This is a genomic window from Leeia sp. (genome assembly GCF_041909055.1).
Lineage (GTDB): Bacteria > Pseudomonadota > Gammaproteobacteria > Burkholderiales > Leeiaceae > Leeia > Leeia aquatica.
Genome location: NZ_JAYREC010000004.1, coordinates 126,065 through 141,242 on the forward strand (window position 1 = coordinate 126,065; position 15,178 = coordinate 141,242).

A 15,178-nucleotide genomic window follows, 5' to 3' on the forward strand; every position below is an offset into this window, starting at 1 on the left:
TCATCCTCCTTGCTGGATCAACCGCCGGGCGGTCTGTTCTACAAAGTCCTCGTCCTGCCCTCGCGGGTGATGACGGAACAGCAAATGCAATGTTTCATGCGCCACCGTGATCCGGTCTTCATCCGTCGCCAGACCACGCACATGAATCCGCCCCCGCTCGACATCGGCGTAGGGCTTACCACCCGGCAACCGGCATACGGCTGGTGCTTGTGCCAGCGCCTCCAGCCCCTCTTCACGCTGCAAGCGCCGCTGCCAGACCGGCAATTGCAGCTCCAGCCAGCGCTCCACTTGAGGCAAGCGGTCACAATCCCCATCCAATGGGCTCAGGTATGACACCAGGCTGCTGCCAGGGTAGGTTTGCTGCAGCATGCGATCGAATGTCATGCCTCGCTGTGCCGCGCTCACCGCCCAGGTCCAGGCCAGCTGGTGCCGCGCCTGTCGCGTGGAGTGGTACTGCACCGGCACCCCGGTCAGCACCAGACCATCCGTCCAGTCGACAATCGCCCGCGCAGCTTTGCTGGCGGGGCGCGGTGCTACCCGTTGCTGGCTGCTGCTGTCTTGCATACTGAAGCAACCCTGCTCACGTGCACCTTGCTGCACCACATAGCTGCGTGCGGCGATCGCCAGTGCCCGAGCCGCCTCCGGTGGCTCACTGCGGCCCTCACGCTCCAACACCCTGGCCACATACTCGTTCAGGCCCAGCCGACCATTGACCTGCCACCCTGCAACGGTCTGCTGCAGCCATAACTCGCCTTGGCTGCTCAGGGCCAGGCTGACACCATTGCGAAAGTGCACTTGGTACTGCCCTTCCATCACACCCGGCACCACGGCCCGGCCATCACTGCGCGTCACCGACTGTATCGGGTAGCGGGCAAAGTAGCGCACTCGCACACAGGCTTCGGTATCGGCCACGGTGACCGGCTGCAACAGCGGCACCAGCTTGGGTGCCAGCTGTGGCAGCACCAGGGCACTGCCTCCTCGCCCCTGCAACCAGACCGGGGAGCCATCGGCCAGCCAGCCCGCTGCCCCACCCTGCCGCTCGCCTGGATGCGCCGGGTCCGGCATGGTCCAGGTTTTAACCCGCAGCTGGCTGCCCAGCAGTGCCACACTGCCCTCCGCCTTGCCCTGGGTCAGCACCGATACCAGGGTATGCCCGGCCTGCTGCCGCGCTTGCGGCGGGAACTGTGCCAAGCCCTGCAGCAATTGCGACACCGCCACTTGCCGCTCTGGCTTCAGTTGCGGTAAATCCTGCAACCAACCCGGTGCCTGCCGTGCCTGCCAGAACCGACGCCAGTCCGCAGCAGCGATCTTCAAGCGCCGAGGCTCAAAGTACAGCCCGCAGGACTGCAGCAAGGCTCGCTCGCGATCGACACTGTGTCCCGGCTGGCAGCAATACACCTCCTCCGGGTTACCACCCTGGCAGACATAGTCACTGCCTGCCAGGTTCTGCTCCACCATATAGCCGTAGACAAACAGCTTCCAGACACTGCCCAGTGGCGTTTGCAAGCCCGGCGGCAGCGGGGCGGATTGCGGCTGATTGCCACCCAGCTGCCACAGGGTTTGCTGGCCTTTGCGCTGCCAGGCCATCTGCAGGGCGACGGCAGGTTGCCACAGCACGCCGCCCAGCAGCAGGCTGATTACTGTACGGTAAACACCCACGGTGTCTTGCCATCTCCCTGGAAGGCCTTGTCTTCGGGCTGATACATCCGGAAGTAACGGGCGGGCGGCAGCGTAAAGCGGCCACGCTGCGAGAAGCGCAGCAGCTGCCGGGTGACCCAGCGCTTGCCCAGTTGTTCCACCGGCAGGTTGTAAGACAACTGGCCCATTTCATGCTGCAGACGGCTGAAGCCATGCTCGGCATCCACCCCGTCCAGCCCGGTGATGGTCAGGCCGGAAGTCGTACTCTCCACATCGGCACCCGGTGGCAACGGCACCTCCAGCAGACCATAGCTGTAGCTCTTGCCTGCAGGAGGTGTCAGCTCAAGTTCGTCCACATACAGGCGGCCTACCTGCAGCGCCTCACCCTGCTTGACGGGCTTGGCGGTAAAGGTCAACGCCTTGTCGTCTTGCTCCAGCACATACAGGCGACGCTCCATGCGCAGCGGCAGGCGTGCAGGCTCCAGCGCACTGCTGTCGTAGCGAATCAGCGCAGTGGCGGCTTCCGCTGGCAGCTTTTGCAACTGCAGGCGTGCAGGCAAGGTCGCGCTGCTCCACGACCATTGCTCCTGCCCACTGCGTGTGGTGCTGGCCACCCAGCCGGTACCGACCACGGCACCACTCGGCTTGACCACGGGTGTGCCACCCATGCTCTTCTGCAGCCAGATCAGTGCCATTGCCCGTTCCTGGGTCGGCATGTCACTGCTCACCAGCGGCAGCAGGCTGGCTGCCGTGACGCCCGGTTTGGCCTGATTACTCAGCAGCAGCAAAGACTGCACAAAAGGCGATCCGGACTCACGTAGTGCAGTCTGGGCAGCGGCCACCGGCTCCACCAGCTCTGCAGGCAGCGGGGTCTTCAGCTCAGCGTGCAGCTGGGCCACCAGTGCCAGGGTCAGCTGCTGCGCAGATTGCGACTCCGGTGCAATGAACAGCAGGCTGTCCTGACGGCCCAGCTTGACCAGCGGCCCGGACTGCTGCTGGATCAGGTCGCGCTCGACGCCAGACAGCAAGGTCTGCACCGGCAAGCCCATCTGGTTGGCCCACCACAGCACCATGGCACGTTGTGACAACGGAGCCTTGCTGCCGTGTTTTTTGTACACTTCCAGCAGGTATTGCCAGTTCTCCGCCGGCACCGGCAGCCCCAGGCTGCGGCTGGCATACCAGTCGGCATAGTAGGCATAGCCGGTCAGGAAAATGTCTTCCTGGCTACCCGGTCCCCACCAGCCAAATACGCCATCGCCCCCCGCCAGCAACACCAGCCGTTGCCGCTGTGTCGCCAGCAACTGGGTCAGGCGACGGGCATCGGGCTGATCCCCCAGCGCCTGTACGGCCAGCGCCAGCGGAATCAGGCGGCTGGCGGTCTGCTCGACGCAGCCATAGGGGTAATCAATCAGCTCGTCCACCACACGGGAGAACTGGCTGGCAGCACTGCCCATGATGCTGAGGCGGATGTTGCGGGCGTCTGCAGGCAGATTCAGCGGCAGATCATTACCGCTCAGCGGTACCGCCAGCTGACGTGGTGACAACCAATTGACCGGGTTGATGCGCAGATTGGTCTGCAAGCGATCCACCACCCGCCCTCCGGACATCAGCTCGGCAGTCACCACACCCGCTTGCGGATTGCTGATCGGCAAGGAGAGATAGTTGGCGCCACGCTTGAGCGTCACCGCCTGGCGCTGGCTGAGCCCGGCACCAGTGACTTGCCACTCCACCGCCTGGTCCTTGTCGGTCTGGTTGAATGCGACCAGATCCACGGTGGGTGCATCCTGCTCCCGGTATCGGGAGGGGGCCGTCCACTTGATGTAGAACGGTTTTTCCGAGCGCACATAGGCGGTACGCTGGCCCACGGCACCGTCGCCGGTCATGGCACGACCGGTGATGCGCCAGCGGGTCAGGGAATCCGGCATCACAAACGTGAAGCGGGCATTGCCGTTGGCGTCGGTTTTCAGGTTGGGCTGCCAGGCCGCGGTATCGGTTTCGTCACGGCGCGGCCGCTCCAGCACCTTCACGCCGCGCTGGTTGTAATTATTGGACGAAGGCGCACCTGGCAAATGCGACTTGGCCATGTCGTAACTGATGAATGACAGGCTGGCCGAGGTCCGTACATTGTTACGCCGCGGGTGGTAGAAGAAATCCACAATGCTCGGCGCAATTTCCGGCTGCAGCACATAGACCATCTCATCCACCACGCTGACCGACAGATTGGTCGAGACCGGCTTGCCCCCCAGCGTACTGTTGACATCCACCACCACAGTCTCACCTGGCAGGTAGACGGGTTTATTGGTTTTGAAATTCAGCGCCACGGTCGGCTGGGCGACCTTGATGCCCGCATTCTGGAAGGTATAGTCGCCATTCTGCGCGTACAGCACCGAGAAGGTGATGTTCGGACTGAACAATTCATCTACCCGAATACGCGCCCGCCATTGCGACTGCCCCACCCGGGTCAATGTCACCCAGTCGGCGCCTTTGCTGAGCAGCGCGTATTTTTCCACCTTGTCCCGCTCCAGCGTCAGCAGGGCGTTAGTCACCGGTTTGGGGAAGGTAATCAGCGCTTCAGCATTTTCACCTGGCTGATAGCTATCCTTGTCGAACACCACTTCCACGCTACCAGGTGTAGCTTGCAGGCCGTCGCCAGCCACCCAGTGGCTCAGTGCCCCCAGCAGATTGCCACTGGCATCCTTCACAGACAGGGTATACGAGCCGGGCTGGCTGATCGGCATGGACCAGCCTTTGGCATTGGCCGGTATTGCACCCGTAGTCCGGGTTTGCGACTCCAGGCGGACTAGCTCCCACTGTGTGGGAGGCAGGCCACCGCTGCCCAATGGCTGCAAACCAAAGCTGACCGTTTCACCGGGCTGGCTGAAATGACGACTGCTGACAATGCGGTACGGATTGCTGCCCCGTTGCACCAACAGCTCCCGCGTGACCTTCACACGATAAGCCGCCTGCTCGTTGGCAAACAGGGTCAGAACATAACGGCTGGGCTCCTTGGCAGCGGGCAGTTTGAGCGCGATCTGGCCTTTGCTGTCACTCTTGAGCTCCTGCTGCTCGAGCTTGACCGGGAACAGGCCTGCATATTGCAGCTCGCCTTCCACCATGGTCAGTTGCTGGGCGCGAACGCTGACCGAGACATTGGCCCCGGCGACCGGGCGACCATCGGTGTAGTTCAGCTGAATTTTGCCCTCAATCGGCTCGCCGGTCTTGAACTCCGCCTTGTTCATGGCGAGATTGATGTCAAAGTGCGGCTTGATATATTCCGCCACCCGGAATGCCGCAGCGTAGTCATCCTCCCCCATCGAATAGCGGATTTCATAGCCACCGGCTGTCGCATTGGAGGGCAGGCGGAAACTGGTATCGGCCCCGCTTTCCGTCTGATACTTCACGGTTTGACTGACAATGGGGGTGCCATTGGGGTCAAACACGGTGAGCTTCAGGTCGGCAGCGGGCAACGCGACCGACTGACGCGCATTCTTGAATTCACGGCCAACAAACTTGAGCTTGACCTCATTGCCCGGGCGGTACAGCGGGCGATCGGTGATGGCCAGCAGCTTGGCGTTGTAGATTTCGCTGTCGTAATAGAAGTTTTCCGAGATGAACACGCCGCCAGCCGCATCCTGCCCCATTACATAGGTGTGCTCCGGGCTGGCGTGCTGCAGCTGGGCGATGCCGTCCGCATTGGTGGCGGCACTCTGCAGTACCCCGGCACCATCGCTCCACATGACATTGACCGAGGGTACCGCCTGACCGGTCTTGCGGTGCGCCGTCCACACCACCATCTGGTCCGAGGCATTCTTGGTAATGGCCACGGTATCGGTCACAAACAGCAGGGTTTTGGCGCGGTGTGCGCCAATCATGGCTTCCACCAGATACAGCCCTGGCTTGAGCTTGCCAAGCGGCACCATGACATTGCCCTCACTGGCGGCGAGGAACTCACTGCTGCTGCCATCCAGCTTGACCTGCTTGGGCGGCTGAATGGTCTTGGCCTGCCAAAGGGGGTAACGGAAGCGGCTGATTAGCTCAAAGCCTGGCAGCGGCTTGAACTGCGGGTTCTGCTCAAAGCGGGTCGGGTTAGGGATGAACTGGCTGGTTTGCAGCTGCGGTGCCTTTTCAATCGCCACCCCACGCGCCTTGGACGACAGGATACGCTGCCAAGACAGACGGGACTGCTTGTACCAGCTGTCCCACAGGTAGTTCAGGGTATTGGCCAGCCCCTCACCCGCGTAGTTCGCCTTGACGTTGACCCGGTGCAGGTTTTTCTGTGCCTTGAGGAATTCCAGCGGCTGCGGCACCCGGTACAGCACGATGTCTGCGCCCGAGTATTTTTGCAGATAGCTGCGGTAATCCCGCCCTGGCACCTCCAGGCGTACCAGCGCCTGGCTATCGCTGCCGTAGCTCGCATCAGACAGAAGGAAGAAAGGTTCGCCACGGAAGACTTCATAGCCGCTGGGCGGCACTTCCGGCAGCGGTGCATGTTTGGCAGGAGCAGCCCAGCTGGTCAGCGCACTCAGCGCGACAAGAAGGCCAACCGAAAGACGCCGATAAAATTGGGATTGTTGCCGTGGGGCTGCCACCGCGTATCCTTCCATTGCTGCAGTTGTTGTAGGGTGACGGCCCGAAGACCGTTGTCGGTCGGACTGACCGTCCCGGTGTGGTAGGCGATGTATCGCCCGGTCCACACCATCAAATGCTGATCATCCCCCTGGTCAAAGAACAGCAAATCACCTGGCGCGGCCTGCGATACTTCCTTGCCCAAGTAACGGCTGTTCTGCTGCACCAGTGCCAATGCCGTCACAAAAGCCTGCTTGCTGCCATCCACATGCTGCCACACAGCCCCCAGCCCCTGCTGCTCGGGCCGTAGCCGGACATCCGGGGGCAACGCCCCGGCCGGCATGCCATTGGCGCGCAGCCATTTGGCATCGTGTGTTCTTAACGCTTCCCGAACTGCAAACCGCACCAGTCCGGCACAATCACGGTGCTGCCAGCGCGGGCTCGGCCCTCTGCTGAGTTGCAACTCGATGATACGAATCATCCAGCTACGAAATACTTTCGACTGCTCAGCATCCAGCATCGGGCCGGTTGAGGGCGTCAGCACAGGCTGTAAAGCGCGAGCCGGCCCCAGTACAGCCCAGCATGCCAGCGCTTGCAGCAAGCGTCGCCGCTTCAACGCGCCTGCGCCTGCCATTGCAAGTCCACCCAGGCCAAACCGCGTGGCACACTGCCCGCCAGCGAAACCCGCAGCGGCGGATATTTGGCCAGGGCTTTCAACCGGGGAATCAGATGCTGCTGTGCGGCGGCACGAAGTACAGGTTCCTGCTCATCCGGCAATGCATCAAAGGCTTCATGCTGGAACAGCGGTGCCAACCCGGCGGGTGTCACAATCATGGCCAGCTGATCCGGCTGCTCAGCACCATCCGCCGCCGAAGGGTAGCGCTTGGCCAGCACGTCCAATGCGTCCGTCACCAGACGTTCATCAGGTGAAAACAGCACGTACTCGCCAGCAACGGCCAGCGTGACCGGGAAATAACGGTCTGATGAAAACTCTTCGGCCTGATCCGCCGCAACCTTGTGGCTACCGTAGCGAGCACTAACCGGGCGTTGCCACAGGGTGGCCCCATCCTGCTTGCGGGTCGCCACCGGGAAGCGGTCCTTGCGGGCAGGCTCTTGCGCCCCGATCAGAGCGGTAAACAGGGTACCCAGCTGCGCAGCCTGTTGCTGGGCGATGGCGGCACTCTTCATGCGGGTAATGAACAAAGGCGAAGCGATGCGGGATTTGGCATACCAGCACACCCCGGCGGGGCCTTCCAACTGGGCGGCAAGCACTTCGGCTGCCGCGCCATCTTCCGCCATGTCCTTCAACAAAGGAGCAGTACTGGCCCAATCAACGGGCAAGCTGGTACACAGGGCCGCACCATGCGGTGCCGCCTGCCACATGCGGCTGCTCTTCCAGCCCGCCTCGGGCAGACGTTCCCCATCCAGCAATGCGGCACTACGCCAGCCGCTGCCATCAAACTCAAATTTCAGTGCGTTGACGCCCGGGAAGAACTGCTGGTAACCAAACGAGAGGAAATCGGCATCCACCACCATCTGGTGGCCACTCTTGACCGGCGAGAGCTGGAACAACTTGCGGAAGCGATCCTGCTTGTCGCTGTCGTCAGAAAACAGGCCCTCGATGATTTCACGACGGTCCTTCAGCAAGGTACCCTCCGGTACCGGCTGACCAGAGGCGACCGCTTGCTCGACGGCAGCAGGGTCGGCGGCCTCCAGCAGCATGCCCGCATCGGACAGCACCACTAGCTCGTCACCGTGGCTGGCAAACAGCATGGTTTTCTCGTGGCCATACTCCAACGCGTACAGGGTGGCATCGTCGCCCCCCAGACTCAGCTCACCGGCCTTGCGCAGCTGACTGTCCGACAGCGCCACGTTAGCCGCCCCTTGCAGCAGGCGCGCCATGCCATTTCGTTTCACCCGCAGCAGCCAGTAACGCAGCTTGCCTGAGTCATCACGCCACAGGGCCAGTTCACCCGGCTCATTCATGACTTTGGTCAGCAGCTCATCACCCAGGCTGAGGTTATGCTCAAACGCAATGCGCCGGACCGTACCGGACAGCGACAGGCGGCTTTCATTCTGTTCGTAGTAGTAAACGAAATCCTCGGTCAGCACGTCCTTCAACATGGGGACTTGCAGGATGTCTTTGGGCAAACGGGACAGACTGGTACTGTCGATCAGGGCATCAGGGTGCGTCAGGTCCAGATCAACAACCCGGACCCGGTCGACGCCTCGCGCACCGAACGGACGCCAGATGGCCTGGATGGTGACCGCAACGGCAGCTGTCACAAACAATCCAAGGAGCAGGTACTTACTCTTGCGGGACAGCGGCATGCGACGCCCTTAACGGTTCAGGTATTCAACAGACCCACCATGGGGAATACGTGGCGGATTATACCGATGTCTTATGGAAGATACAGCGGAGGATTGTGAAGAAATGTACACATGCGCGGGAGAGAGCCGTAATGTCATGCAGGGGTGGGCAAGCCCACAAGCAAAAGGGCCGGGAACCCCCGGCCCTTTTGCGCCTTATTGTGCAAATTACAGCAGGACATCCCGGCTGATACCATTGCGCTTGAGCATCTTGCGCAGTGCAGAGAGGGATTCGATCTGGATTTGCCGCACACGTTCACGAGTCAACCCCAGTTCTGCAGCCAGCTCCTCCAGGGTATACACCTCACTGTCACAGAAGCCATAGCGCTTCTCGATGACAACCCGCTGCCGTTCGGTGAGCTTGCCCAGCCACTCATGCACCAGAGACTGCATCTCGGTGGAGTGCAGCATGTCTTCAGGCGCTTCCTGATTGTCATCCGCAATGGATTCACCCACGCTCAGCATCGGGTCAATATCCAGCGGTGCGTCCAGCGAAGCCACCCGCTCATTCAGCGACAGCATGTGCTGCACTTCCGCAACCGTCTTGCCCAGCAGGTGCGCAATGTCTTCAAAGCTGGGATCGCGTCCGGCGGTGGCTTCCAGATGGCGCTGAGCGCGCAGGTAAACGTTCAATTCCTTGATCACGTGTACCGGCAGGCGAATGGTGCGAGACTGGTTCATGATGGCACGCTCGACACTCTGACGCACCCACCAGGTGGCGTAGGTCGAGAAACGGAACCCGCGCTCGGGATCGAATTTGTCCAAGGCGTGCATCAAACCGATATTGCCTTCCTCGATCAGATCGAGCAGGTTCATGCCACGGTTGATATAACGCTTGGCGATATTGACGACCAGGCGCAGATTGCGCTCGATCATTTCGCAGCGGGCTGCCTCGTCTCCTTGCACCACGCGACGGGCCAAAGCCAGTTCTTCGTGAGGTTTCAGCAGGCTGTTCTGCCCGATTTCATTCAGGTAAATCTGGGTTACATCGTTGATGGCTTCGAGGTTGTAATCCACCCCTTGCCCGACTGTCTCCTCGGCTGCTTCAGTGCTCTCCTCCCGCTCCTCAGCACTGTCATCCAGCAGCGTTTCACCGTCAACAATATAGTCATCACGTTCCATGGTGCCCTCCATGTAGTCGTTGTATCAGTTGTCACGGTATACATCGCCTGTTGACCGGCGATTCATTCGATTTCCAATCGGTTTTGACTTCGATTATAGGTTTCCGTCAAAAAAATACCAGTCAATTAAAGCAAAAAAACCTGAAGCCTGCCGTAGAACAAGCAACGGCGCGGCTTCAGGCCACTATCTGACCCACCACCCAACCGACAAACGGTCGGTATTAGAGGATAAGCGGCGGGCTATTTCAATTAATTTGCAGGCAAAAGTTTTTGCGGGTCCACCGGTTTGCCGTAGCGGCGTATTTCAAAATGCAGTTTCACCTGATCCGCTTCGCTGTCCCCCATCTCGGCAATCTTCTGCCCTTTATTGACTTGCTGGCCTTCTTTCACCAGCAGTTTGTCATTATGGGCATAAACGCTGAGGAAGAGCTTGTTGTGCTTGATGATGACAAACTTGCCGTAACCGCGCAGGTTGCTGCCGGCGTACACCACCTTGCCACCCTCAGCAGCCATCACCGCTGCACCTTTACTGCCCCCGACATCAATCCCCTTGGCCTGGCTAGCCTCGTTGAAGCCGCGCAGTACCTTGCCTTGTGCCGGCCACTGCCAAGCCAGGTTTTCATCGTCCTCACCCGGCGGGTTCGTCTTGGCAGGTTTGTCATCCGGTTTGCTATCTGCAGGCTTTCCGTCTGCAGGTTTGGGATCGGTGGGCTTGGTATCCGCCGGCTTGGTGTCTGCCGGTTTTGCCGGCACGTTTGGCTTGGTGGGCAATGGCTTGCTGTCAGCCGCTTTCATTTGCGCCAGTGCCTGCTCGGAATAGGGCAAGCGCACGGCTTTGGGGCCTTCAATCACCTCGATGCTGGGCGCGCTGTCCAGCGGGCGAGTGACCATTCCGCCCTCGCCACCAGGTGGCGTCAATCGCAACACTTGGCCGATACGGATCACGTTGACATCACCCAGCTGGTTCCAGCTGGCCAGCTCGCGGTAATCAAACCCATACTCCAGCGCAATGCTGTACAAGGTGTCGCCCTTGCTGACCTGATGAGTCTGCGGACGCGGATCACCGCTGTTCAGCGGGCGGCTTTGCGGCTTGCTGTCACCCGCATTGACCACAGGAGCACGGCTTCCGCCTGTATCCGCCGGGCGATTTGCTGTGCCGGTACTGCCACGGGATTCCACCGGAGCCGGTGCCGAGCGGCTGCTGCACCCTGCCAGCACCATGCTGGCCAAGGCCAGCGCCAGATACCATCGCCCATTTTTTGTCAAAACTCACTCCAAATGCTCAATGCGGCAAGGTCAACCCAGACCCGCCAGCAAGGGTACAAATTTGACCGGCTCCAGCAGCGTCTGCTGCGGGCCATTGTCGGTCATGTCAATACAGCACAGCCGCTGCTCGGCCACGCCGACGGGCATGACCAACCGCCCCCCCGGCGCCAGTTGCGCCAACAGCTCAGCCGGTACATGACTGGCCGCAGCCGTCATCAGGATGGCGTCAAACGGTGCTGCTTCCAGCAAACCCAGATGCCCATCGGCATGTTTGAGCCGGACGTGGGTAAAGCGGAACTCGCGCAAGCGGGTGCGGGTACGGTCCAGCAGCGGCGCAATACGCTCCACCGAGTACACCTCCCGCGCCAGTTTCGCCAGCACTGTAGTCTGGTAACCACAGCCGGTACCGATCTCCAGCACCTTGCCCAGCTTGCCCCCATTACGCAGCAGACTGGTCATGCGCGCCACGATATAGGGCTGCGAAATGGTCTGCCCAAAGCCGATCGGCAGGGACACATCATCGTATGCACGGCTCATCAGCGCTTCTTCGACAAACTGGTGGCGCGGCAGTTCACTCATCACCGACAGTACCACTTCGTCATTGATACCCTGCTGGCGCAAGCGCTCGATCATCCGCAGCCGGGTGCGGGGTGAGGTCATGCCGATACCGGTGGGGGTCTTGTTCATGCCTGTAACCACCCGCGTACCTCATCCAGCTGACTGCTTGCCGTCAAATCAATCTGCAGCGGCGTGACCGACACCATGCCCTGCGCCACGGCATGAAAATCGGTGCCAGGCCCGTTTTCCTGCTCGGCTCCAGGCGGACCGACCCAGTAGATGGTCTCACCACGCGGGTTCTTCGCCGGAATCACCGGCTCGGCCTTGTGGCGACGCCCCAGGCGGGCCAACGTCATGCCCTTCAGATCGGCATAGGGTACATCCGGCACATTCACGTTCAGTAGCCGACGCTCCGGCCACGGCGAGGCTTGCCAGCGCTGCACCAGTTCCAGCGCAACCCGTGCCGCGGTTTCAAAATGTGCCCCCCCGCGGCTGGCCAGCGACATCGCGATGGCAGGCACACCCAGCAGGTAGCCTTCGGTCGCCGCTGCAACCGTACCGGAATACAGGGTATCGTCCCCCATATTGGCACCGTGGTTGATGCCGGAAATCACCATGTCCGGCATGGCATCTGCCATCAGGCCGGTCAGCGCCAGATGGACGCAGTCGGTAGGCGTGCCGTTGACGTACTGAAATCCGGAGGCCGCCCGCCGCAAGGAGAGGGGCCGATCCAGTGTCAAGGAATTGCTGGCGCCGCTGCGGTCCCGCTCGGGGGCAACCACCACCACTTCACCGATGGTTTGCAAAGCCTGGGCCAGATGCGCCAGGCCCGGCGCAAAATAACCATCGTCATTGCTGAGTAGAAAACGCATATTGTGCTTTGTTTTCGTTTTTCCCTGCGGGCCACGGTTGGCGCGGCCCCCTGCCCTGCTCAGCGGCTGATCGGCTTGTAGCGGATCCGCTTCGGCTTGGCACCCTCTTCACCCAGGCGACGCTTCTTGTCGGCCTCGTATTCCTGATAGTTGCCGTCAAAGAACACCCACTTGGAATCCCCCTCGCAGGCCAGGATGTGGGTCGCAATCCGGTCGAGGAACCAGCGATCGTGCGAGATCACCATCACGCTGCCGGCAAACTCCAGCAGTGCATCCTCCAGCGCCCGCAAGGTTTCCACGTCCAGATCGTTGGAGGGCTCGTCCAGCAGCAGCACGTTGCCCCCGGCAATCAGGGTCTTGGCCATGTGCAGGCGGCCACGCTCGCCACCGGACAGGTTACCGACAATCTTCTGCTGGTCACCGCCTTTGAAGTTGAAGCGGCCAATGTAGGCGCGGGACGGGGTTTCGTAGCGACCGACCTGTAGCACATCACGGCCACCGGAGATTTCCTCAAACACCGTCTTGCTGTTGTCCATGGCGCCACGGCTCTGGTCAACAAAGGCCATCTTCACGGTCGGCCCGATCTTCACCTCACCGCTATCCGGCTGCTCCTGGCCGGAGATCATGCGGAACAGCGTGGATTTACCAGCACCGTTCGGGCCGATGATGCCGACAATGGCACCCGCCGGGATCTTGAAGCTGAGGTCGTCGATCAGCAGGCGGTCACCAAATGCTTTGGACACGTTGGTGAATTCGATCACTTCATTGCCAAGGCGATCCGCCACCGGAATGAAGATTTCCTGCGTTTCATTCCGCTTCTGGTACTCCACCGAGTTCAGTTCTTCAAAGCGGGCAATACGTGCCTTGGATTTGGCCTGGCGCCCCTTCGGGTTTTGCCGAACCCACTCCAGCTCCTGCTTCAGCGCTTTCTGGCGAGCGGACTCGGAGGACTCTTCCTGCTTCAGGCGGTTTTCCTTCTGCTCCAGCCAGCTGGAGTAGTTACCCTTCCACGGAATGCCGTGGCCACGGTCCAGTTCCAGAATCCACTCAGCGGCATTGTCGAGGAAGTAGCGGTCGTGGGTCACCGCTACCACGGTACCGGGGAAGCGCACTAGGAATTGCTCCAGCCAATCCACCGATTCGGCATCCAGGTGGTTGGTCGGTTCATCCAGCAGCAGCATGTCCGGTTTGCTCAGCAGCAGCTTGCACAGCGCCACCCGGCGCTTCTCACCACCAGAGAGGTGACCAATCACGGCATCCCACGGCGGCAGGCGCAGCGCATCCGCTGCGATTTCCAGTTGCAGCTCGGCGTTGTCGCCTGCACCGGCGGCAATGATGGCTTCCAGCCGAGCCTGCTCTTCGGCCAGCTTGTCGAAGTCCGCATCCGGGTCCGCATAGGCGGCGTAGACTTCGTCCAGCCGCTTCTGGGCGTCAAACACTTCCCCCATGCCGGATTCGACCTCTTCCCGCACTGTCTTGGCCGGGTCCAGCTCCGGCTCTTGCGGCAGATAGCCAATCTTGATGCCCGGCATCGGTGTGGCTTCGCCTTCGATATCCTTGTCCACCCCGGCCATGATCTTCAGCACGGTGGATTTGCCGGAGCCATTCAGGCCGAGCAGGCCGATTTTGGCCCCAGGGAAAAACGACAGGGAGATGTCTTTGATAATCTGGCGCTTGGGCGGAACAATCTTGCCCACGCGGTTCATGGTGAAAACGTATTGAGCCATGCGTCATCCGGAAAGGAGTCTGATCACACGCCGCCACATGCCGTGGCGGCAAACTCCCGAAGTTTATCAAACCGGAGGCGGGAACACAGCGCACCTCGGCAAAAAAGCTGCCGGAATGCGCGGGCGTGTATGCGAATTACATCTGGGTGGTGTGGCGGGCGGCGTCCCGCGCGTGGGTGCGGTAGGGATAATACTGCAGCACCCGCTTCACATATTGCTGGGTTTCCTTGTAGGGCGGAATGCCCTTGTAGCGATCCACCGCGCCCTCGCCTGCATTGTAGGCGGCGGCGGCCATTGCCACATCACCATGATAGCGGTCCAGCAACCAGCGCAGGTAACGCACCCCGCCCTTGACGTTCTGACTGGCGTCAAACGCATCCTTGACGTTGAAACGCTCGGCGGTGGCCGGGATCAACTGCATCAGGCCCATGGCATTGGCACCCGAGCGGGCGTGCGGCTGAAAGCGGGATTCGACGGTGACAATACTCAGTGCAAAGCGGGGGTCCACATCATTCCAGCGCGCCACCTGCTGCACCATGTCGACAATCCAGCGCCGCTGTTTCGGCAAGCTGGCGATCACATCGTTCAGGGAGGCGCTGTTGGTCACCGGGGCATGGGCAGGCTGTACATCAGCCAGCACGCACTCGGGCAGCTTGTCCGAGCTGTAATGAATAGTTTCCAGCATGTTGACCGCCTGCTGGTGACCCTGCTGCGCCGCCAAGGCCAGCAGCGAGGCGGCGGCATCACGGTCTTCAGGCACGCCCTGACCAAAGGCATACAGCATGGCCAGCCGGTACTGTGATTCGGTAGAGCCTTGGCGTGCCCCGCCACAGTAACGCACTGCAGCCTGCCAGGGATCGCGCTGCTCCAGCTTGGCCGCTTCGGCCAGCCAGGTTTGCGTCTGCACGGTTTCCACCTCTGCCGTATCCGCGAGCGCAACCCTGCCCACCAGCAGCAGGCATGTTGCAATCAGGGGCAGAGATCGTCGCACGGGCAAGCTCATTTCACTCAGGGTAGAGTCGCTTTATAGCAGAAAGCCTGTCAACAGACTGTTAACGAT

General features: G+C 61.0%; 10 protein-coding genes. All 10 read right to left on the minus strand.

All coding sequences use genetic code 11. From position 1 onward, the window contains the following. Entirely contained in the window at window positions 1-1,659 is a 1,659-nt protein-coding gene (locus tag ACE3O2_RS11510; protein WP_374337622.1) for a DUF2300 domain-containing protein, read from the minus strand. Continuing rightward, window positions 1,638-6,227, minus strand: coding sequence for an alpha-2-macroglobulin (locus ACE3O2_RS11515; RefSeq protein ID WP_374337624.1), 4,590 nt, complete (start codon window positions 6,225-6,227; stop codon window positions 1,638-1,640). Before ACE3O2_RS11515 ends, ACE3O2_RS11510 begins: the two co-directional genes overlap by 22 nt. Beyond that, entirely contained in the window at window positions 6,161-6,838 is a 678-nt protein-coding gene (locus ACE3O2_RS11520) for a DUF1175 domain-containing protein (RefSeq protein ID WP_374337626.1), read from the minus strand. The genes ACE3O2_RS11515 and ACE3O2_RS11520 overlap by 67 nt, the downstream gene beginning before the upstream one ends. Then, window positions 6,817-8,490: a DUF2138 family protein gene (locus ACE3O2_RS11525; protein ID WP_374337628.1), complete on the minus strand. Its 1,674-nt coding sequence runs from the start codon at window positions 8,488-8,490 to the stop codon at window positions 6,817-6,819. Before ACE3O2_RS11525 ends, ACE3O2_RS11520 begins: the two co-directional genes overlap by 22 nt. Before the next feature lie 252 nt (window positions 8,491-8,742). Continuing rightward, a complete protein-coding gene (rpoS, locus tag ACE3O2_RS11530) occupies window positions 8,743-9,696 on the minus strand; it encodes an RNA polymerase sigma factor RpoS (RefSeq protein ID WP_168877129.1) in 954 nt (317 codons plus the stop codon). Between the two features lie 248 nt (window positions 9,697-9,944). Continuing rightward, window positions 9,945-10,961, minus strand: a complete 1,017-nt coding sequence (locus tag ACE3O2_RS11535; RefSeq protein WP_374337630.1) for a peptidoglycan DD-metalloendopeptidase family protein — start codon at window positions 10,959-10,961, stop codon at window positions 9,945-9,947. 30 nt (window positions 10,962-10,991) lie between these two features. Further along, window positions 10,992-11,648: a protein-L-isoaspartate(D-aspartate) O-methyltransferase gene (locus ACE3O2_RS11540; RefSeq protein ID WP_374337632.1), complete on the minus strand. Its 657-nt coding sequence runs from the start codon at window positions 11,646-11,648 to the stop codon at window positions 10,992-10,994. Next, window positions 11,645-12,391: a 5'/3'-nucleotidase SurE gene (surE, locus tag ACE3O2_RS11545; protein ID WP_374337634.1), complete on the minus strand. Its 747-nt coding sequence runs from the start codon at window positions 12,389-12,391 to the stop codon at window positions 11,645-11,647. Before surE ends, ACE3O2_RS11540 begins: the two co-directional genes overlap by 4 nt. Before the next feature lie 59 nt (window positions 12,392-12,450). Next, a complete protein-coding gene (gene ettA / locus ACE3O2_RS11550; RefSeq protein ID WP_168877132.1) occupies window positions 12,451-14,118 on the minus strand; it encodes an energy-dependent translational throttle protein EttA in 1,668 nt (555 codons plus the stop codon). Window positions 14,119-14,254: 136 nt separating this feature from the next. Beyond that, window positions 14,255-15,109 carry a transglycosylase SLT domain-containing protein gene (locus ACE3O2_RS11555; RefSeq protein ID WP_374337637.1) on the minus strand — a complete coding sequence of 285 codons (855 nt, stop codon included), beginning with the start codon at window positions 15,107-15,109 and terminating at the stop codon, window positions 14,255-14,257. Window positions 15,110-15,178: the final 69 nt, after the last annotated feature.